Below are 19284 nucleotides of genomic sequence, written 5' to 3' on the forward strand. Positions count from 1 at the left end.
CAAACCATGTTACACGCCACTTAGGTACGCAAAACCTAGGTGGCTGAAAGCATGGCGATCACATGTCACATCTATACAAATAGCTATAACCTACTGAACAAAAAGACATTTAGTGTCACCAAAAAATAATAATTCGTCACCTTGCTGTCATCCTCCAAATCTAGTCTAGGCAATGTATTAAGTTACATTTCCTATGAATCTAACTATTTCAGTTAAGTTCTTGTCGGTATTCCTTTTTTAACAATGAGCAACGATCACTATGATGACGAGTAAACACTTGTTTATGTGTCTTATACCGAGCTTAGCCCTTACGGCCTGTGGCTCTGACTCTAAGACAGACGAAAAAACCGCACAACCGCATGTAACAGTGGCGCTAAGAGTGCTTGAAACCACTGATCTTCATACCAACATTATGGATTTCAATTACTACGCTGGCGCCACTGACCCCAAAATCGGTCTGGCGCGTACCGCAAGCCTGATTAAACAAGCCCGCGCGGAAGCAACTAACTCGGTGCTGGTTGATAATGGTGACTTGCTACAAGGTAGCCCGATGGGCGACTACGTGGCAAAAATTGGCTTAAATGAAGGGGATGTCCATCCTGCCTTTAAAGCAATGAATCTGCTCGATTACGATGTTGCCAACATAGGTAACCATGAATTTAACTATGGTTTAGATTTCTTACACACCGCTATAGCTGGCGCTGATTTCCCTTACATTAATGCCAATGTTTATTGTGCCGAAGAAACCTGCTGGAACGGCATTAAAAAAGGTGAGAACTTATTTACCCCCTACTTAATCAAAACCACCCCGGTAATAGACAATAAAGGCAATAAGCATGATCTAAAAATTGGCTATATCGGTTTTGTCCCACCGCAAATAATGCAATGGGACAAACAAAACCTAACGGGCAAAGTTGAAGCCAGAGATATTGTTGCCTCAGCCAAAAAATTTGTACCTGAAATGAAGCAAAAAGGTGCCGATATTATTATTGCTATTCCCCACTCTGGCATTGGTTCTAGTGAAAATCCGGGTAATATGATGGCAGAAAATGCCACTTACGCGCTCACTCGAGTCGATGGCATTAATGCGATTATGTTTGGCCATAGTCACTCTGTATTCCCTCATGAAAATTACGCCGATGTCGCCGAAGTAGATGTTGAAAAAGGGCTGATTAATGGCATCCCTGCCGTCATGCCGGGTCGCTGGGGCGATAACCTTGGCATGGTAGACCTAACCCTTGAATGGAAAAATGACACTTGGCAAGTCGCCAACGGCCAATCAAGTGTGAAGCCTATTTATGATGGCGCTAATAAAACACCAATGGTTGACGCCGACAAAGATATTCAAGATGCGGTTGAAAACGAACATTTAGCGACGCTCTCATTTGTCGACCAACCTATTGGGGTTGCGTCTGAAAATATGTATAGCTTTCTTACCTTGGTACAAGATGATCCTACAGTGCAGATCGTGTCAGATGCACAAATTGATCATGTTAAAGCAAGTTTGACTGATGACCTCAAAGGCCTGCCTGTATTGTCAGCATCCGCTCCTTTTAAAGCCGGTGGTCGCCACAGTACCGAAAGCGATGCGGACCAATACGTACAAGTGGATGCAGGCGAGCTTACCTATAAAAATGCAGCAGATTTATATCTTTACCCTAACACTATGGTGGCGTTAAAAGTGTCAGGTAAGGAGCTTAAAGACTGGCTGGAATGCAGTGCCAACCAATTTAACCAGATCAAGCCGGATGTTACGACGCCACAGTACCTGATTAATTGGCAAGGCCACCCAACTTATAACTTCGACGTTATTGATGGCGTGACTTACCTGATTGATGTTACTCAACCGAGTAAGTTCGACCGCGATTGTAAGGTTATCAATGCTGGGGCCGAGCGTATTGTTGATTTGAAATACACCGACGACAATGGCCAAGTTTTCTCAGGTGAAGAGCTAAGCAACATGACGTTTATTGTTGCTTCAAATAACTACCGTGCTTTTGGTGGCAAATTTGCGGGGACAGGTAGCGACTATGTTGCACTGGAGCTTCCTGACACCAATCGCGAAGCGCTGGCTAGCTATATTAAGGCTGAATCGGGTTATGAGGCTGCTACTAACCGTTTTAACTCACAAGTGAATCCATCGGCCGACTATAACTGGGACTTTAAAAGTATCCCTGCAACGGTTGCGCTAGACATCCGCTTTGAGACGCAAAATTCAGCGAAGGCAGATGCCTTTATTGCTCAATATGCCCGCCGTAATATGACAAAACTAGCATACACTGATGCGCTAGGCTTTGCGGTTTATCAGATAGATCTATCTGCCAACCCTTAGTGGTAAATCATTTCTGAGCAAAGTAATGGCTTAGGCCGTAGTTCCAGGATGAAAAAAAGGATGCTGAAAAGCATCCTTTTTGTTGCTGTCTCTCATTCGCACCAACAGTATGTTTTCACCGCAAAATTTTGTCTTCAGAGATGAAAGCGCAAAGCGTATCGCGACACATTGACAACGTTGGTTCGGTGAAAAATATACTTTCTGCTTATTGCAGCGTGCGAATTACTATTCCTTTTCGCTTAACTGTGTATCACTTGAGTCAGCTAATTTTGCTTCAAGTGCAGCCAGTTTTTGCTCCATGTCCATTAACTTTTCACGAGTGCGCAGCAATACCTGGGTTTGCACTTCAAATTCTTCACGATTAACCAGATCAAGTTTGTTGAGTTGTGACTGCAATACCTGCTTCACTTTGCGCTCAACTTCTTCACCTATGGTTTTTACACCGGGTGGCAAAGCTTCGGACACTTGCTTGGCAATTTCTTCTAATTTCTTTGGGTTGATCATATTAACTCCTTAAATTCTGCCTTCATTCTAGCCCCTTTACCCGACAAAAACAGCCCCTAAACCTTGCGACTACGTTATGTAATTCAGCCAACACTGGCGATGGCATCTTGGCAGCGAATACAATTTTGATCGGGGCAATGAGTGATACTTTGCTGAGCGCTAATGGCGCGTTTACAACGTTTCACTAAAGGCTCAAGGGGATACAAGGTCCACAGGCTAGCGCCAACAGTGTATTCGCGTGCAATAGGTGCAAGTACAGGCGCTAAGTTGTTAAAGCCGTTAGAGCAACTGCCAATGGCAGCAAGTACGGTTTCGACTTGCCCCGTGTGCGGATTAATTTGCTGTGCCCAACGTTGAAAGAGCTCACGGCCACTGAGTTGCTCGCCATAATGGATCGGTGTTACGGATGTTAAATCAACGCCCAACGTTAATACCCAAGCCTGTGGCTGGTTTTCGTATAGGCCATAAACGTTTTGTAAGGTCTGGTGCTGTAATATTTCTGCGGCGTGAGGACCCACACCAACAAAAGAATTAATTGGATGCTGACTACGCTCACGATTGGGATAGTGTAACAACGCCTTCGGCAACGCGCCCATGCTCGGCTCAATATCATTACCTTGCACATCAAAAGGCTCTGGAGTAAAAAAATCCCATTCGCCTCGGTGTCCATTGCCTGCACACTGCCAACTGGATGGCGGATTAGCCAAAGGTGAATAAGTAAAGCTAGGCATGATCAAGGTGCAGTCAGCGGCAATAAGAGGATCAAATAAACTTGCAGCGCCTCCTTCTAAATGACCAAATGACTTGATTGAACCGTGAATAAATAAGGTTTTTCCTGCGAGCGCCAGATCCGCTATCGCTTGTTGAATATCTTCTATTGTTGTCATTGGCAGGCTCCTATTAAGCATTTACACCATAAGGGTTTTCTGCCTGATACACCATGATTTAGGCCAACTAGAATGGCGATTCTGTGAACTAATTCAACGCCGTTAAAAAAGCGCTAATCAGCGGATCGGGTGCGCGCTTTTTCAAACACACCACACCAAGATCAAAGGGCTCTAATAACTTATCGGTTTTCACCACTTGCACTCGGTCGCGCACAGGGCTGTTCTCAACGACCACTTCAGGCACTATACCCACCCCACACCCCAAGGCAACCATGCTGACCAAGGCTTCGTGGCCTGTCACGCTAGCGTAAATATGGGGTTTGCGAATGTGCATTTGCCGAAACCAAGAATTAATACGCCGGCGCGCGGGGCCATGTTCAGGCAAAATATAAGGCAGTTGCTGCCAAGGAATCGGCTTTTGACTCATTTGCTGCTGCACAGAGCAAGCGATCATTGGCGCGATAACCGACAAAGGAATTTCCGCCAAGCTGTAAAACTTTAGCTGGCTCGACAAATTATCTGGGCAAGCAGCGATGGCAACATCCGCTTGCTCATACTGCACTCTCTCTACTGCTTGTGCAGCATCCCCCGTTGCCAGCACGATTTCAACCTGTGGATGAGCAAAGCGAAAACGATCCAAAATAGCCGGTAGGTGACTGTAGGCTGCGGTAACCGAACAATAAATACTCAGCTTTCCTTCTAATTGCGTGTCATGCTCTTGTAAATCAAGCTTTAACATTTGCCAGCTATCTAATTGCTGCTGCGCAAAACCAAGAAATTTTTGCCCTGCGGGTGTCAATGCCACACTTCGGTTATCGCGCTGTAACAAACTGCTGCCAACCTCTTGCTCTAAGCGCTGAATAATACGGCTTAAAGTAGATGGGCTAAGATGCAACGCTTCAGCGGATTTGCCGAAATGATGGCTATTAGCAAGGTGGATAAATGCCTGTAGTGATTTTAAATCCATAAATACCTCCGCTGCGTTAAACTTACGTTGCAATATTTGCAATATAAGTTTGCAAATATATCATTTTAAGCAACGTAGTTCTTGTTATATAGTGCTCTACGTCGAGTGGCATACAGATTAATTATCTGCGCTACCAAAAATTCTAAAAATTTATGCAAAGGGAACATCTCATGGCTAATAACTACTTTAATACGCTTAACTTGCGTCAACAATTAGAGCAACTAGGCAAATGTCGCTTCATGGATCGTAGCGAGTTCGCGAACGGCTGTGAATTCATCAAAGGTTGGAAAATTGTAGTTATCGGTTGTGGTGCTCAAGGCCTAAACCAAGGTCTAAACATGCGTGATTCAGGCCTAGACATTTCTTATGCATTACGTGAAGCGGCGATCAAAGAGCAACGCCAGTCTTACAAAAACGCAAAAGAAAATGGCTTTAACGTAGACACTTACGAAAACCTAATCCCAACTGCAGATCTAGTATTAAACCTAACGCCAGACAAACAGCACACTAGCGTAGTAAACGCAGTAATGCCGTTAATGAAAGAAGGCGCAACACTGGCTTACTCACACGGTTTCAACATCGTAGAAGAAGGCATGCAAATCCGTAAAGACATCACGGTAATCATGGTTGCACCTAAGTGTCCTGGCTCTGAAGTACGTGAAGAATACAAGCGTGGCTTTGGTGTACCAACCCTAATGGCGGTTCACCCTGAGAACGACCCTAAAGGCCAAGGCTTTGAAATTGCTAAAGCATACGCTAGTGCAACGGGTGGCGATCGCGCCGGTGTACTTGAGTCTTCTTTTGTTGCTGAAGTTAAATCTGACCTAATGGGTGAGCAAACTATCCTATGTGGTATGTTGCAAACAGGCGCTATCTTGGCATACGACAAGATGGTTGCTGACGGTATCGATGCGGGCTACGCGGCGAAACTAATCCAATACGGTTGGGAAACAGTAACAGAAGGCCTAAAATACGGCGGCATCACTAACATGATGGATCGTCTATCTAACCCAGCTAAAATCAAAGCATTCGACATGGCTGAAGAATTGAAAGTGACCATGCGTCCACTATTCAACAAGCACATGGACGACATCATCACAGGTCATTTCTCTAAGACCATGATGGAAGACTGGGCTAACGATGACAAAAACCTACTAACATGGCGTGAAGAAACGGCTGAAACTGGCTTTGAAAAAGAAGGTCCTTCAGACGTAGTTATCGATGAGCAAGAGTTCTACGACAACGGCATCCTATTAGTGGCGATGGTTAAAGCCGGTGTTGAGCTAGCGTTTGAAGCAATGACTGCATCAGGTATCATCGAAGAGTCTGCTTACTACGAGTCATTACATGAAACTCCGCTAATCGCGAACACGATTGCACGTAAGAAACTTTACGAAATGAACGTGGTAATTTCTGATACTGCAGAATACGGCTGTTACTTGTTTGCTCACGCAGCTGTACCTATGCTGAAAGATTACGTTAACGGTCTAAGCACTGAAGTGATTGGTAAAGGTCTAAACCTGAAAACTAACTCAGTAGACAACGCTCGCCTAATCGAAGTAAACGAAGCAATTCGTACTCACCCTGTAGAAATCGTAGGTAAGAAGCTACGTGGCTACATGAGCGACATGAAAGCAATCGTTGAAGCGGCTAAATAAGCTAGCAAACAACTTGTTTTAAACAAAAAAACCAAGGCTAATGCCTTGGTTTTTTTTTATTTAATCCGGACCAAGGATAAATAAAATAGTATACTTTTCTGCAAAAACGCGGTGAATATGTCCCTATAGCTTTGCGTTTTCACCCCTGAAAACGAAGTTTTGCAGTAAACATAGTTTATCTTGCTGCGCTAGGTTTAAACAGAGTTAAGGCTATTTAAACTCTTGAATTAAAAACTAATCTTCGTTCATTAAATCTTGCAAACTCGCGCCGTAATAATCCTTATATAGCGTATTAGTAAAGCCATCTTCTTCAAGCGCAAGTAACGCCATGTGAAATTTATAAGCAATACTTTCTTCGTCTAATTTAATCGGGTAGTTATCAACACCTAGGGGTAAAGCAGGATCATAACTAAGATTGCTCACCGCTTTAAAATGAGGTGAGTTTTTAGAAAAACCAAGCTTCAACCTAGTGATACCGCCACAGCAATTCATATGTAACATTAAATCAGATTGCCGTGGATGCTGGATCAGGTAGTAATATAAGGTACCAAAGTCATCCATGTAGAAGTCGGCTTGTTTGGCTAAAATCAGCTCAATAACACGATCGAATGTGAGTTCAGGTGGACGCTTGAACTGCAGCTTATACTTAGTGCTTTGCGGACCTGGTGAACCCAATGCGGCCAAAATGATTTTTTCTTGCAAATCATCGTAGCTCTTTATTTTGGGCTCCCCTTTACGAGTTAGACCAACATCTGCGGCAGGAATGCCATTATCATAGAAAAAGATATCTTTTGAGCGTTCTTTGGTAAAAGTAAGACCAGGATAAAAATCAATGCTGCCGTCAGCAATGCCACGCAAAATACGGTTTTTCGGGGAACGAACCACCTTTAACTCACAACCGATTTTTTTTGCCGCAGCAGTATACAAATCGAAATACAACCCCGCGTTATTTGGCTTAGCATTAATATTCGGCATCCGCGCCGTCGTCCGGTAACCCATGGTAATTTCACATGCTTGTGCTTGTGTCTGCATTTGCCAAAGCAATAAGCTTACTAAAATCAAAAACCATTTCATGAATAAACCACCCTAGTTGAGTTTCTATCAGTATAGATGGTGTCGATTTATTACTCCTCAAATTTCTATCAATGAAAAAACCACTCTGCCAAGTAACGAGTTAATTTTTATAACAATAGGGCCTAGTTCTTGTCTGCGTATCATCAGTTTTTCGCTTTATGTTCGACAAGAACTGAAAAGGTCGAGCTGAGCGTCATACACACTGGTTTGGACGTCCATGATGCCCAATAATGAATGGAAAATATAATCGTGTGAAAATAGATCCGTTTGGCGTGCAGATGCCTTTAAGCAATCTTGATTAATATTTTTAGCTTGCGCAAAGCTTGGTGACATCCAGAGCATCAAGGGTACTTTGGTTTGATATTCTGGCGCTAAGCGGTAAGGCATACCATGGAGAAATAAACCGCCCTCGCCCAGCGATTCACCGTGATCTGAGACATAAATTAATGCCGTGTTATAGCGCACCTCTAGCGCTTGGAGTTTTTTTATTGTTTCGCTCAGTACATGATCTGTGTAGAGAATGGTGTTGTCATAAGTGTTGATAATTTGTGCAACAGAGCAGTTTTCGATATCAGCCCTCTGACAGTCTGGCTTAAATACACGCTGTTCTTCCGGGTAACGCTGAAAGTAAGTAGGCCCGTGACTGCCAATTAAATGCATATTAATTAGCATGTTCCCTTTTAATTTAGCGACGTTTTGCTCAAAGTCTTGCAATAGTGCCATGTCATAGCAGGTACTGCCGTTACAAAGGCGATCTTGACGAGAGCGATCAACGGTTAATAGTTCAATATTGTTAGCGACCCCTTTATCGCCCCCATTATTTTCTAGCCAAAGCTGAGATATTTCAGCTCTCTTAAGGATATCCAGTACATTATCTTGGTTATTAGCGACTTGGCGATCGAAGTTAGAGCGAGGCAGATAAGAAAACATAACAAGGTAGGGATATAGCTGTTGATGTGCCACAAGCGCTGACATCTTGATATGAAATGACGTTGAGGTTTCGGGTGTATTTATTGGTTGGGCGATCGTACCCATTGAGTTCATAATTTTGCGAGCGCGCAGTTTCACCGACAACCAATACTAACAAGGTGGGTTTTTGTTCGGCCATTTGTAAGGCTTGCTCAGACTGCTTGGCATCTAGGCCAAGTTGGCGATAAGGCTGTGGCGTGGTTAAGTATCTTGTGTTGACTAATTTACTCGCACTGTGAACAAAATAAGTCGGGATCAGCATCTTTTTAAGGTAAGAATTATTACGACCTACAGAGCTATAATCCTGATAGTAGAGTGCAGCAATCAATACAATAACCACTATCGATAACGCCATGCTCAGTAATTTGTTCAACAACATCCGAGTTAGTGCCCCATCTGTTATCGGCTTAACAGCAAAGAGCAAAATAGCGGGAATAATTCCCATCATCAATGTCCAACTTACCGAGTATAAACTTAGATAAGAGCTGGCTTCGCTAGGGTCCGTTTCAACTATATTGACCATCATGTCATAGTCAAATAGGGTGCCATAATGAAAACTTGCATAACTCACCATCGATGACAGAACCAACAGTAAAGCAAAGAAGGGTTTCCCTAACCAAGGCCAAGTAAACAGGTTGAATAGTAAATTTAACGCAGCGATAAAAAAAATAGGTAGCGAAATAGCAAAGCCAACTTTGAATTCGCCCTGTTGTATTAAGATACTGTGCAGCTCTTTATAAACAGGAACATTGACGATTAAAGCAAAGTAAAGCGCCAACAAAAAAGTGAAGTAGCTAAAGGAAAGCCTGAAGGTAGGTAACTTTATTGGCATCATAGTAAGCCCAGCAAAACAGAAGCCCAAACAAATAGCGCGAGCACCAAAGCAATAAACACCGCAGCAGAAGCTATATCCTTCGCTCTGCCACTCAGTTCATGCCACTCATCACCGATTCGATCAACGACAGCTTCAACTGCGGAGTTCATTAGTTCAACAATAACAATAAGCAGCAGACTCGAAATAAGCAAAATGCGCGCTAAGTTAGACACAGGTAACAGGGTTGCTACCACAGAAAAAATCACCAAGAGGACCACTTCTTGACGCAATGCAGCTTCATTTATCCATGCCGCTTTTAGCCCTTTAATTGAATAGCCTGTCGCATCAATAATGCGCTCAATACCCACCTTATTTGGTTTCAAGTTAAACCCCATTTTTCTACAATTGCTCATATTTTTAATAGGCTATGGATAATAGCCATGATGTGATGATGGCAAGGTACGCGATCCTATTACTTGGTTCTGTAGCAATTTTGTCATGGTGTGTTAGCTTGTGTGAGGTTTGGTTTTTTGTGCCTAAAAAAGAGGCTTTGGCGGCGTGGGTAGCTGGGTAGCTGGGTAGCTGGGTAGCTGGGTAGCCGAGACGATGGCAGCGCGTATTGGTTAAATAAACCCAGAATGCCAAGTGCACTGCATCGACGATTTTATTAGCAAAAAAACTTGTTTGAGCATATCTCCACCGAGTTTGATTATGTGGTGGATGCCATTGATGTGCGCGCGCCAAAGCGGCACTCACTGCAAACGCAATAAGGTGCCAATTATTACTATTGGCGGCGCCGGCGGTCAGATCGATCCAACGCAAATTCAACTGGGTGACTTAGCCAAGACCATTCAAGACCCGTTAGCTGCCAAGGTTCGCTCAGATCTACGCCGTTTTTATAACTTGACTAAAAACACCAAGCGCCAGGGTAAAATGCAAAATATGCAGGAAAAGATCGCTAATATAGCCTCACTCTGGATAAACGAAATAATTACCCTATTAAAGCAAATGGCAGCTCGCTAGCTGCCATCCCGCATTAATCGAACGACTAATCTGCTTGCATTAGCTCTTGTAAACTAGCGCCGTAATAATCTTTAAACAAGGTGTCGGTAAACCCCTGCACTTCTAGAGACAGTAAAGCTAAACGAAATTGATCTGCCACGGTGCCTGTCGCCAGTTTTGTGGGGTAGTTAAACTCCGACAGCGGCTTACTGGCATCATATTCTGGATTATCCACCGCTTGAAAATGGGGGGATTTTTTTGAAAATCCGAGCGAAAGTCGAGTCAAACCACCACAGCAATTCAAATGTAGCATTAACTCAGATTCGCGCGGATGCCGCACTAAATAGTAATACAAGGTGCTAAAGTCATCCATGTAAAAATCAGCTTGCTTATCAAGCACTAATTCGATCGCACGATCAAATGATAACTCTGGCGGGCGCTTGTACTGCAGCTCTACTTTATCGCTCTTCGGGTCTGGGGAACCTAACGCGACCAAAATAGTCTTGTTAGCCAAATCATCGATACTGGTTATCTGCCCGCCTCCTTTGCGGGTTAACCCAACGAAGGCAGTGAAGAGACCATTCTCAACAAAGAATATGTCTTTAGCGCGCTCTTCGGTAAAGGTTAAGCCAGGATAAAAGTCAATTGAGCCTTCGGCAATCCGCCTTAGAATTCGGTTTTTCGGCGACCTAACCACCTTCAGTTTGCAGCCTATATTTTGTGCCGCTTCGCTGTATAGATCGAGATAAAGGCCAGCATTGCTAGGCTTAGCATTGATATTTGGCATTCGCGCCGTGGTGCGATATCCCATGGTGATTTCACAAGCTTGTGCTTGCCAAGCCAATAGGCCAACTAAAATTAACAACCATCTCATTTTATACGTCACTCCCATTCAAGGCTTGTTTTCAGTATAGGATGGCTCTTACTATCTTGGTAAATGCAAAAAAACTGTGCCAATAGAGGTGTCACGGTATAATGCGCCGAGAATAATAAAGGAGTTAACATGTCGTCATTTGAGAATCGGTTTGGTGGGATTGCACGGCTTTATGGCGCGCCAGCTTTGCAAACATTTCAGCAAGCACACGTGTGTGTGATTGGCATTGGCGGCGTCGGCAGTTGGGTAGCCGAGGCGTTAGCCCGCTCTGGCATTGGCCAAATTAGCTTGATCGATATGGACGATATTTGTACTACCAATACCAATCGTCAGATCCACGCCTTAACCAGCACCATCGGCCAGCAAAAAATTGAGGCAATGGCAGCGCGCATTCTTGAAATAAACCCAGAATGCCAAGTGCATTGCATCGACGATTTTATTAGCAAAGAGAACTTGTTTGAGCATATCTCCACCGAGTTTGATTATGTGGTGGATGCCATTGATAGTGTGCGCGCCAAAGCGGCACTCATTGCTCACTGCAAACGCAATAAGGTGCCGATTATTACTATTGGCGGCGCCGGTGGTCAGATCGATCCAACGCAAATTCAGCTGGGTGATTTAGCCAAGACCATTCAAGACCCGTTAGCTGCCAAGGTTCGCTCAGACTTGCGCCGCTTTTATAACTTCACTAAAAACACCAAGCGCAAGTTTGGCGTCGATTGTGTGTATTCGACCGAGCAATTGATTTACCCTGATTTGGACGGTGGTGTTTGCCATGCCAAAGCGCAAAGTGATGGCAATATGAAAATGGATTGCAGCTCAGGGTTTGGCGCGGCCACTCATGTCACCGCCAGCTTTGCTTTTGTCGCGGTGTCGCGGGTGTTAAAAAAATTGGCGGATAAAACCTAAACAACCAATCCTTTGCTGGCCGAGAATCATTGGCCTGTATTTAATGCACAAGACAATGAGATCAAGAGCTTTAAAGCCAGCCTTGATGCACTTAAGGCAGCAAAGGATAACAATAAAATAAAATATGCGGTGGTGCATCAAAGTATCAGTGGCAGCACGGGGCAGGTAAGCGGCGCACTCAAGGTCAATATTTATAGAGAGGCAAGTTAATGACACTACACCCCCATCACTACATCGCAATCAAAGCGCAACTGGGACAGACCATTACCAGTGAAACGAGAAAACGCGATTTCAACGAGAAGATTCAAGATTGGCAAGTGGCTTATCAAAACTATGCCGCCAGAGGCCGCTGGTCGATTTACTTTAGCGGAGTGCAATACCTATTGGGTATCGGTCAGTTACTGGATGCGCCGCAGGCCATGCGCCAGCGCGCGTTAATCAATCTAGAGCAAATGGCGTATAACCCCATCTGCATGGTGGCCCATGTTGGCCAGCCCGTTACCGTGACCCTTGAGCACCGTCAGTTTTCCGGCGTAGCTGAAAGCGACGATACCTTAATGTTTAATGATTGGTTGGATGCATTTTCACTGGCGCTGATTTTACGTAACACCGAGCATATGCAAGTATTACATGGCCTAGACGAAGGCGTACTTGCCAAAAATACCGCTGTATTAGGGCCTCGAGATTTTTATTGTGCGTTTATGCGGTTACTCAAAGGGCTGTTTACCCCAGGGGCAGATTTAGTCAGTCTGTTAGGGGATATGATTACCTATTCGGCGCCGAATTACTTTTATAGTGAAGAGAGTGCCAACGCAGCTTATCACCTATTTTTACCTGTGGTGGAATTACTTGGCGTGGTGCTAAGCAGTGAGCGTGAAACGCGGTATCAAGACGCTTATACCAAGGCGCTGGAAGCCCATAGGGCGTGGTTCACGCGCACTGATATGGATCACTTTTATCCCGAGGGTTGGATCTCACTGCCCATTACTGCCATTGCTTCTTATTGTTACCACCAATATGGCCTCTTGCCGGAATTTGAAACGGACTACACCCCACTGTGGATGATCAAGGGTGAATTTATGCCCGAATCAGAGTTACCGCCACTGGCGAGTTATCAGTTTTAATCAGGCATAAAACATGTGGGAGGCGAGCTCGGCGAATACCTCACCTATTCCCTGAGCAAGCTCAGGTCCTACAAAGCCTAAACAGCAACCCCTTTAATAGCCTGTACCACCGCATGCAGACCGTTCGCGCGTGACGGGCTAAGTTGCTTGGATAAGCCGAGCTGATCAAAGTAACTTTCAATATCAAAGTCATTAATTTGCTCGGTGGTTTTACCATTATAAGCCGCCAATACTATCGCTAATAAACCATTAACAATGCGGGTGTCACTGGCAACATAAAACTGCCAAACGCCCGCTTGTTCACGGCTGACCAGCCAAGCCGCGCTTTCACAGCCATCCACTTGATGTTCTTCATTTTTAAAGAGTTGTGGTAACTCACTGAGCTGCTTACCGAGTAGAATGATTTGCCGATAGCGCGCTTCCCAACCCGATTGCTGCGCGAATAAATCCAGCACGTCATCACTGCTGATTTCATTACCAAACAAATTAGGCACTAATTGATTGGGCATTATAAAAACTCCAAGGTTTTGTTCAGGGCGATAATGAAACTATCTATATCTTGTTGCTCATTATAACAAGCAATAGACAAGCGCAAAGTGCCGCCCAGCCCTAACGACTCCATTAATGGCATAGCGCAGTGATGACCAGCGCGGATGGCAACACCTTGTTGATCGAGTAAGGTGGCGATATCACTGTGATGCTCTCCTTTCACCACAAAGCTAATCACCCCTGCTTGTTGTGCTGCATTGCCAACAAGGGTGATGTCGGGCAAGGATGACAATTGTGCTTTAGCATACTCAAACAGCCCCTGCTCATAGTGCAATAATGCTGCGCGATCTTGCTGTTGCAAAAACGCGACTGCCGCGCCAAGGCCTATCACACCTGAAATATTAGGGGTGCCGGGCTCAAATTTAAACGGCAAGGCATTAAAGGTAGTGCCTGAGAAGCTCACTTTTTTGATCATCTCACCACCGGTTTGCCATACCGGCATGGCATTGAGTAAGTCAGCCTTACCATAAAGCACGCCGATCCCCGTTGGCCCATACATTTTATGACCCGAGAACACATAAAAGTCACAATCTAAGGCCTGTACGTCAATTGGCAAATGCGCCACCGCTTGTGAGCCGTCCACCAGCACTTTCGCGCCTACCTGATGGCTTAGCGCAACAATCTCAGCGATGGGGTTTACCGTGCCCAGCACATTAGAGATATGCGTCACCGCGACTAAACGCGTTTTCTCTGTCAGTAATTGCGAAAATGCGGCTAAATCTAATTCACCGATGTCGGTCAGCGGGATCACCTTTAACACTAACTTCAACTGCTGCGCTAATAACTGCCAAGGCACAATATTAGCGTGATGCTCCATGGTGGAAATGATGATTTCATCTCCTGCCTCTAACAAGGCGCCATAACTTTGCGCCACGAGGTTAATGGCCTCGGTGGCACCCTTGGTCCAAATCACTTCTTCACGCTTAGGCGCATTAATAAAGCTGCGCACCTCATCTCTTACTTGCTCAAAGGCTTGAGTTGCCTTAGCACTTAGACAATGTGCCGCACGATGTACGTTGGCATTGTTGTATTGGTAGTAATTATTCATCGCGTCAATCACCGACTGCGGCTTTTGTGTGGTGGCGGCACTGTCGAGATAGACCAGAGCATGACCATTACAGCTTTGTTGCAACACAGGAAACTGCGCTCGCAGCGCGGATACAGAAAATGACTGACTCAAACTAACCACCTTATTAACCAAGAGCCCCTATGATCCACTTTTACAAGGAAGCTGACAAGGTAGGGGTTTATATTGATTGCAGGCTTTGCTATCGGGGCTTATGCTTAAAACCGTCTTTATAATAAAATTTCGATTCACCTTAAGGAGTTACAATATGTTTAATGCGTTAGTGTTACGACAAGAACAAGATAAAACCTTAGCCAAAGTAGAACAAATAGCAGAAACGGAGCTGCCTGACGGTGAAGTATTAGTACAAGTTGAGTATTCGACCCTTAATTATAAAGACGGCTTAGCCATCACAGGCAAAGGTAAAATCGTCCGCAACTTCCCTATGGTGCCGGGCATCGATTTCACCGGTAAGGTAATTTCATCTAACGATTTGCGTTACCAAGAGGGCCAGCAAGTGGTATTAACAGGCTGGGGCGTGGGCGAAACTCATTGGGGTGGCTTAGCAGAAAAAGCGCAGGTGAAAGCAGATTGGTTAGTGCCATTAAGTGAAGATTTGACGCCCGAACAATCAATGCAAATTGGTACTGCAGGACTCACTGCCAGCTTATGTGTACAAGCACTGCAACAGGCGGGTATTACCCCAGAACGAGGTGAAATTTTGGTAACGGGTGCCAGCGGCGGCGTTGGCAGTGTTGCGGTAAAACTATTAAGCACCTTAGGCTATCAAGTGGTTGCCGTGACAGGCCGAGCCGAAAACAGCCCGTGGTTAACCGAACTCGGTGCCACTCGCGTTATTTCTCGTGAAGAAATGCTGACGCCAAACCGTCCATTGGATAAGCAACTTTGGGCTGGTGCCATCGATACTGTGGGTAGCCATGTGTTAGCGAAAGTATTAAGCCAAGTAAATTACAATGGCGCAGTCGCGGCATGTGGCTTAGCTGGTGGCTTTGATTTACCAACAACCGTGATGCCGTTTATTTTGCGCGGGGTGAAATTATTAGGTGTCGATTCAGTGAGTTGTCCGTTCGAACAGCGCCAGCAAGCATGGCATTTATTAGCCACAACACTGCCTAAATCTTATTTTTCTGCCGCTTGTAATACTATTTCCTTGGCACAAGTGCCAGAATATGCCGAGCAACTTATTGCAGGGCAAGTGACTGGTCGCTTATTGGTTGACCTAACGCGCAAAAATTAATACTACAGGGTCGCTGGGAGTAAATGATGACTGCTAGCGACTGCCTAACCACAAAGACCAAGTGAGATGGATTTGACTCAACTCCTCCCCTTATTCCTCATGATATTTAGCTTTAGCGCAGCCAGCCTGGCAAAAACCGAGCTATCGACTTACCAACGTACCGATATTCAATTTAGCCAAGCAAACATTACTTCAGAATTTGAGTTTGACAATGGCTTACCCATAGTAAACCTTAGCATTCAAGGTAAGCACTATCGTTTTCTGTTTGATACGGGAGCGATTTCCACTATTGATTTAAAGCTAGCTCAGCAACTTAACTTACCCGTTCAAGCCTTACCTCACCTTAAGGCGATGGACGCCAACGGAGAAACAAGCAATATACAAGGCGCTGTTATCCCGTCACTAAATTGGAACGGTTTAACCATAAACAACCTTGGTGTAGCGGTATTTGACCTCAATCCGGCCAATGGCTTATTTTCTTGTATTAAGCTAGATGGCATTCTAGGTTACAACCTTATCTCATTGCTTCCTGGGATAAAGATAGATTATCAACAGCGCCAACTGACACTCAGCTCTCGCCCCCAAACCTTTGCCAAAGATGCAGCTGTAATACCCATAGAGTTAAAAGCGGGTAGTGGCCCCATCTTACGTTTGCATTTTAATCAAGCCGTAAAGAATGTTCCGGTTATTTTAGACACAGGTAAAAATGCAGGCTTAAGCTTACCAATAAGAGTAGGCCAAGAACTAAAGAGGACGGAACATCTGGCCTACCCCGTTTACCCGGTTTTTAGCCAAGAAAACTCTGCCCTATTTACGCAACAGGCCAATCAAAGCTTTTTGACCCGAATTGACAATGTTTATCTTAGTCACTTCAAAATCGACAATATGGTAGTCGACTTTAACCAAGGTATGCCTTTACTCGGTAATGACTTTCTGCGCCAATATACCGTTTCTATAAATTGGCAGCAGCGCCGCATTGGCTTAATACCGAATGGCGAAGCTCGCCATGCTGAGGATTGGTCTACGTTTGGCCTTTACCCGACTTTTGACGCGGCGCAAGGCGTTGTCGTAGGCCGACTGCTACCCACAGTGAGCAAAGCAATGAAGCAAATTAGGGTGGGCGACAAAATCGTGCAGGTAGAAAATAACGATACCAGCACCAACCCACTAGAAAGCGTGTGTTTTATGTCGCAAAACAAATACAAGGCAAAACAAAATCCAACGATAAATTTAACTTTAGAGAGAAACCATCAACAATATCAGCTAACGTTAGAAAGAAAGTACTTATTCCGTCATCAGGGCTAACTTATCTTTATAGTATTTTGTAAAAGCGTTTAGTTTGACTTTAGGCACAGGCAGCAATGAGCAAAAAATTATTTCAAAAATCGACCGAGAATTTACGTAAAGCTGTGCCCTTGATGATCAAAAACCAAGTGCCCACCACGCCGACTAACTATGCCTTGTGGTACACCTATGTCGATAATAGCCTGCCACAAATGAACAAAGAGTTAGACCAAGCGATTACCGATTATGGCATGTGTCCACCAGCCACCGGCGAAACCCTCTATCGCACCTATGTCGCCAGTAAAACCGAAACCGACATTCGCCAACTGAGATCAAGCCTTGAACTACTATTAAACGAAGTGTCTCATTCAATGACCGACACGTTATCGGACACGCAAGATTTTCAGCAAATGATAGATAAAAACTTTGATTGCCTATCACGGGTTGAAGACGAGGGGCTGTCATTTGAAGAGGTGATGGAGTTGGTGCGAGGGCTCATTTCAGAATCAAAAGAAATCCGCCATTCTACGCGTTTTTTGAACAATCAACTCAATACCGCTAGCGCTGAGGTTGCACGCCTCAAACTACAGCTAGAGCAGGTGCAAAAAGACGCTCTGTATGACAGTTTATCCGGCCTGCTCAATCGCCGCGCATTAGATAATGACTTAGTTAGCCTTTGTGCTCACGAGCAACCATTTAGCTTTATTTTGGTTGATATAGACCATTTCAAAAAATTCAATGACGAATATGGTCACTTGTTTGGTGATTCGGTGATTAAAGCCATTGCCCGTCGCCTACAGCTAAGCTGTCGAGATGGCATTACCGCCTATCGCTTTGGCGGTGAAGAGTTTGCCTTAGTCGTCCCCGGAAAAAACCTCAGGGTTGCGCGCCAACTCGCGGAGTCAATACGCCGTGCCATTGAAAAATTATCGGTTAAAGACAAACGCAGTAATCGCCAAGTTGATCATATTACGGCCTCTTTTGGCGTAGCCGAATACACAACTAAAGAAAGTGCCAGTAGCTTGATCGATAAGGCTGACAAACAGCTTTATGAAGCAAAACGCTTAGGCCGTAATCGCGTTTTACCTATGTCGGTTTAGCCTGCGGCTATTCGTATATAACCCGAATCTTGAATAAGCGATATCGTATGCTTTCCTGCAAAAACGCAGTGGATACCTCCTTATACGCTTTACGCTTTCATCCCCGAAAATGAAATTTTGCCGTAAAGTATTCTTTATCTGACTGCGATAGGCTTAAACAGCGCTGAGGTTACATGGTAAAAGATTAAGCGATCACTTGACTAAAAACAGGTTGCAACGCTTGCATTAGCCGCATTCTAGCAGGGCGCTTATCTTGCGCTAAATCATGCTGCAACCGCAATAAGTCAGACGCTTTTCTAATGACATAGGCAGCTTGAGTATCACTGACTTGAAAGCTGGATTGGATACACCTTAGCTGTAGCTGTTCAGCCACCGCAGTACTACGCCAATCAATACCGGAAAAACTGGGCCAGGGACGAGTATTCGCTAACAGGCTCAGTCCAGATATCACGTCATGATTCAATACCACATCGTAGTTTTGTAAAATAAGAATGGCTTTACGGTAGTGATCGCCAGACAGGGCTGGCGCATCAGAAAAAATATATATAAATTGCTGCAAGCCTTGTTCGCGTAAGCTCAGATCAAGATAAGTGAGCGTTTCACTCATAAGGCCTTGCGAATCATGACACTCCACCAGCCAAGGTTGTTTTTGTTGGTGTGTATCTGCGAGATATTCGGCCCATGCCCGATCTTGCTCCGGCACCGCCAATACAACCCTACCAGGCCAAATACGGGCATCTTCAAGGGCGCATTCAATAAACAGCTGGCTCAGTTGCATCGCCCGCTTAGCGCCGAGTGTTTCCGCTAGCCCTAAGTGACATACACCCAAGCGAGGACGAGCCAGCAGTACTACTAATGTAGGAATAAATCGCTTCATCTGATCCTCGCTTCAGCCGTCTCCTTAATGACACCA

Annotated in this window: 19 protein-coding genes; 8 read left to right on the forward strand and 11 right to left on the reverse strand. The window is 44.8% G+C overall.

Going from position 1 to position 19284, the window contains the following annotated elements; all coding sequences use genetic code 11:
• Positions 1–259: 259 nt before the first annotated feature.
• Positions 260–2332, forward strand: coding sequence for a bifunctional 2',3'-cyclic-nucleotide 2'-phosphodiesterase/3'-nucleotidase (locus Q4519_RS15205; RefSeq protein ID WP_303513662.1), 2073 nt, complete (start codon positions 260–262; stop codon positions 2330–2332).
• A gap of 225 nt (positions 2333–2557) precedes the next feature.
• On the opposite strand, the gene Q4519_RS15210 is transcribed toward Q4519_RS15205, so the two are convergent.
• The 3 genes from Q4519_RS15210 to ilvY all read right to left on the reverse strand — a co-directional run bounded on the left by Q4519_RS15210 (position 2558) and on the right by ilvY (position 4690).
• Positions 2558–2836 (reverse strand): accessory factor UbiK family protein, encoded by a 279-nt coding sequence (locus tag Q4519_RS15210; protein WP_232803696.1) that lies wholly within the window; start codon positions 2834–2836, stop codon positions 2558–2560.
• Between the two features lie 83 nt (positions 2837–2919).
• The gene (locus Q4519_RS15215; protein WP_233054624.1) at positions 2920–3723 is read right to left on the reverse strand and encodes an AAC(3) family N-acetyltransferase; all 804 of its coding nucleotides are present in this window, start codon (positions 3721–3723) and stop codon (positions 2920–2922) included.
• Between the two features lie 88 nt (positions 3724–3811).
• Positions 3812–4690 carry an HTH-type transcriptional activator IlvY gene (gene ilvY, locus Q4519_RS15220; RefSeq protein ID WP_233054622.1) on the reverse strand — a complete coding sequence of 293 codons (879 nt, stop codon included), beginning with the start codon at positions 4688–4690 and terminating at the stop codon, positions 3812–3814.
• A 170-nt stretch (positions 4691–4860) separates the two neighbouring features.
• Here ilvY and ilvC point away from each other — a divergent pair, with 170 nt between their 5' ends.
• Entirely contained in the window at positions 4861–6348 is a 1488-nt protein-coding gene (gene ilvC / locus Q4519_RS15225) for a ketol-acid reductoisomerase (RefSeq protein ID WP_232803699.1), read from the forward strand.
• A gap of 234 nt (positions 6349–6582) precedes the next feature.
• Here ilvC and Q4519_RS15230 read toward each other — a convergent pair whose 3' ends face one another.
• The 4 genes from Q4519_RS15230 to Q4519_RS15245 all read right to left on the reverse strand — a co-directional run bounded on the left by Q4519_RS15230 (position 6583) and on the right by Q4519_RS15245 (position 9588).
• Positions 6583–7422 carry an ABC transporter substrate-binding protein gene (locus Q4519_RS15230; protein ID WP_303513671.1) on the reverse strand — a complete coding sequence of 280 codons (840 nt, stop codon included), beginning with the start codon at positions 7420–7422 and terminating at the stop codon, positions 6583–6585.
• 156 nt (positions 7423–7578) lie between these two features.
• Complete coding sequence (locus Q4519_RS15235; RefSeq protein WP_303513673.1) at positions 7579–8352, reverse strand: phosphoethanolamine transferase; 774 nt, start codon at positions 8350–8352, stop codon at positions 7579–7581.
• Entirely contained in the window at positions 8327–9226 is a 900-nt protein-coding gene (locus tag Q4519_RS15240; protein ID WP_303513676.1) for a phosphoethanolamine transferase, read from the reverse strand. The genes Q4519_RS15235 and Q4519_RS15240 overlap by 26 nt, the downstream gene beginning before the upstream one ends.
• Positions 9223–9588: a diacylglycerol kinase gene (locus Q4519_RS15245; protein ID WP_303513678.1), complete on the reverse strand. Its 366-nt coding sequence runs from the start codon at positions 9586–9588 to the stop codon at positions 9223–9225. Before Q4519_RS15245 ends, Q4519_RS15240 begins: the two co-directional genes overlap by 4 nt.
• 301 nt (positions 9589–9889) lie before the next feature.
• On the opposite strand from Q4519_RS15245, the gene Q4519_RS15250 reads away from it, so the two are divergent.
• Complete coding sequence (locus Q4519_RS15250) at positions 9890–10228, forward strand: hypothetical protein (protein ID WP_303513680.1); 339 nt, start codon at positions 9890–9892, stop codon at positions 10226–10228.
• Between the two features lie 25 nt (positions 10229–10253).
• Here the strand turns inward: Q4519_RS15250 and Q4519_RS15255 are convergent, their stop codons facing one another.
• Complete coding sequence (locus Q4519_RS15255) at positions 10254–11081, reverse strand: ABC transporter substrate-binding protein (RefSeq protein ID WP_303513683.1); 828 nt, start codon at positions 11079–11081, stop codon at positions 10254–10256.
• Positions 11082–11210: 129 nt separating this feature from the next.
• Between Q4519_RS15255 and tcdA the strand changes: the two genes are divergently transcribed.
• Positions 11211–11990: a tRNA cyclic N6-threonylcarbamoyladenosine(37) synthase TcdA gene (tcdA, locus tag Q4519_RS15260; protein WP_303513686.1), complete on the forward strand. Its 780-nt coding sequence runs from the start codon at positions 11211–11213 to the stop codon at positions 11988–11990.
• Between the two features lie 209 nt (positions 11991–12199).
• The gene (locus tag Q4519_RS15265) at positions 12200–13114 is read left to right on the forward strand and encodes an immunity 49 family protein (protein ID WP_303513689.1); all 915 of its coding nucleotides are present in this window, start codon (positions 12200–12202) and stop codon (positions 13112–13114) included.
• 77 nt (positions 13115–13191) lie between these two features.
• Here Q4519_RS15265 and csdE read toward each other — a convergent pair whose 3' ends face one another.
• Both csdE and Q4519_RS15275 read right to left on the reverse strand, forming a co-directional pair.
• The gene (gene csdE / locus Q4519_RS15270) at positions 13192–13623 is read right to left on the reverse strand and encodes a cysteine desulfurase sulfur acceptor subunit CsdE (protein WP_303513692.1); all 432 of its coding nucleotides are present in this window, start codon (positions 13621–13623) and stop codon (positions 13192–13194) included.
• The gene (locus Q4519_RS15275; RefSeq protein WP_303513693.1) at positions 13623–14843 is read right to left on the reverse strand and encodes an aminotransferase class V-fold PLP-dependent enzyme; all 1221 of its coding nucleotides are present in this window, start codon (positions 14841–14843) and stop codon (positions 13623–13625) included. Before Q4519_RS15275 ends, csdE begins: the two co-directional genes overlap by 1 nt.
• A gap of 154 nt (positions 14844–14997) precedes the next feature.
• Here Q4519_RS15275 and Q4519_RS15280 point away from each other — a divergent pair, with 154 nt between their 5' ends.
• The 3 genes from Q4519_RS15280 (at position 14998) to Q4519_RS15290 (ending at position 18371) form a co-directional block, all read left to right on the forward strand.
• Positions 14998–15987 (forward strand): MDR family oxidoreductase, encoded by a 990-nt coding sequence (locus Q4519_RS15280; protein ID WP_303513695.1) that lies wholly within the window; start codon positions 14998–15000, stop codon positions 15985–15987.
• Between the two features lie 66 nt (positions 15988–16053).
• A complete protein-coding gene (locus Q4519_RS15285; RefSeq protein ID WP_303513697.1) occupies positions 16054–17292 on the forward strand; it encodes a retropepsin-like aspartic protease in 1239 nt (412 codons plus the stop codon).
• Between the two features lie 56 nt (positions 17293–17348).
• Positions 17349–18371, forward strand: a complete 1023-nt coding sequence (locus tag Q4519_RS15290) for a GGDEF domain-containing protein (RefSeq protein ID WP_303513700.1) — start codon at positions 17349–17351, stop codon at positions 18369–18371.
• A 184-nt stretch (positions 18372–18555) separates the two neighbouring features.
• Here the strand turns inward: Q4519_RS15290 and Q4519_RS15295 are convergent, their stop codons facing one another.
• A complete protein-coding gene (locus Q4519_RS15295) occupies positions 18556–19248 on the reverse strand; it encodes a hypothetical protein (protein WP_303513703.1) in 693 nt (230 codons plus the stop codon).
• Between the last annotated feature and the right edge of the window lie 36 nt (positions 19249–19284).

Origin of the sequence: Motilimonas sp. 1_MG-2023, from assembly GCF_030547455.1 — a bacterium.
Lineage (GTDB): Bacteria > Pseudomonadota > Gammaproteobacteria > Enterobacterales > CBDFNC01 > Motilimonas.

What these genes read in the sequence shown, in the direction of transcription:
- Q4519_RS15205 (WP_303513662.1), top strand. Translation starts at nt 260, where the DNA reads ATGATGACGAGTAAACACTTGTTTATGTGTCTTATACCGAGCTTAGCC.
- Q4519_RS15255 (WP_303513683.1), bottom strand. Translation starts at nt 11,081, where the DNA reads ATGAGATGGTTGTTAATTTTAGTTGGCCTATTGGCTTGGCAAGCACAA.
- tcdA (WP_303513686.1), top strand. Translation starts at nt 11,211, where the DNA reads ATGTCGTCATTTGAGAATCGGTTTGGTGGGATTGCACGGCTTTATGGC.
- Q4519_RS15240 (WP_303513676.1), bottom strand. Translation starts at nt 9,226, where the DNA reads ATGATGCCAATAAAGTTACCTACCTTCAGGCTTTCCTTTAGCTACTTC.
- Q4519_RS15285 (WP_303513697.1), top strand. Translation starts at nt 16,054, where the DNA reads ATGGATTTGACTCAACTCCTCCCCTTATTCCTCATGATATTTAGCTTT.
- ilvY (WP_233054622.1), bottom strand. Translation starts at nt 4,690, where the DNA reads ATGGATTTAAAATCACTACAGGCATTTATCCACCTTGCTAATAGCCAT.
- Q4519_RS15290 (WP_303513700.1), top strand. Translation starts at nt 17,349, where the DNA reads ATGAGCAAAAAATTATTTCAAAAATCGACCGAGAATTTACGTAAAGCT.
- Q4519_RS15210 (WP_232803696.1), bottom strand. Translation starts at nt 2,836, where the DNA reads ATGATCAACCCAAAGAAATTAGAAGAAATTGCCAAGCAAGTGTCCGAA.
- Q4519_RS15295 (WP_303513703.1), bottom strand. Translation starts at nt 19,248, where the DNA reads ATGAAGCGATTTATTCCTACATTAGTAGTACTGCTGGCTCGTCCTCGC.
- csdE (WP_303513692.1), bottom strand. Translation starts at nt 13,623, where the DNA reads ATGCCCAATCAATTAGTGCCTAATTTGTTTGGTAATGAAATCAGCAGT.
- Q4519_RS15235 (WP_303513673.1), bottom strand. Translation starts at nt 8,352, where the DNA reads ATGTTTTCTTATCTGCCTCGCTCTAACTTCGATCGCCAAGTCGCTAAT.
- Q4519_RS15230 (WP_303513671.1), bottom strand. Translation starts at nt 7,422, where the DNA reads ATGAAATGGTTTTTGATTTTAGTAAGCTTATTGCTTTGGCAAATGCAG.
- Q4519_RS15265 (WP_303513689.1), top strand. Translation starts at nt 12,200, where the DNA reads ATGACACTACACCCCCATCACTACATCGCAATCAAAGCGCAACTGGGA.
- Q4519_RS15280 (WP_303513695.1), top strand. Translation starts at nt 14,998, where the DNA reads ATGTTTAATGCGTTAGTGTTACGACAAGAACAAGATAAAACCTTAGCC.
- ilvC (WP_232803699.1), top strand. Translation starts at nt 4,861, where the DNA reads ATGGCTAATAACTACTTTAATACGCTTAACTTGCGTCAACAATTAGAG.
- Q4519_RS15215 (WP_233054624.1), bottom strand. Translation starts at nt 3,723, where the DNA reads ATGACAACAATAGAAGATATTCAACAAGCGATAGCGGATCTGGCGCTC.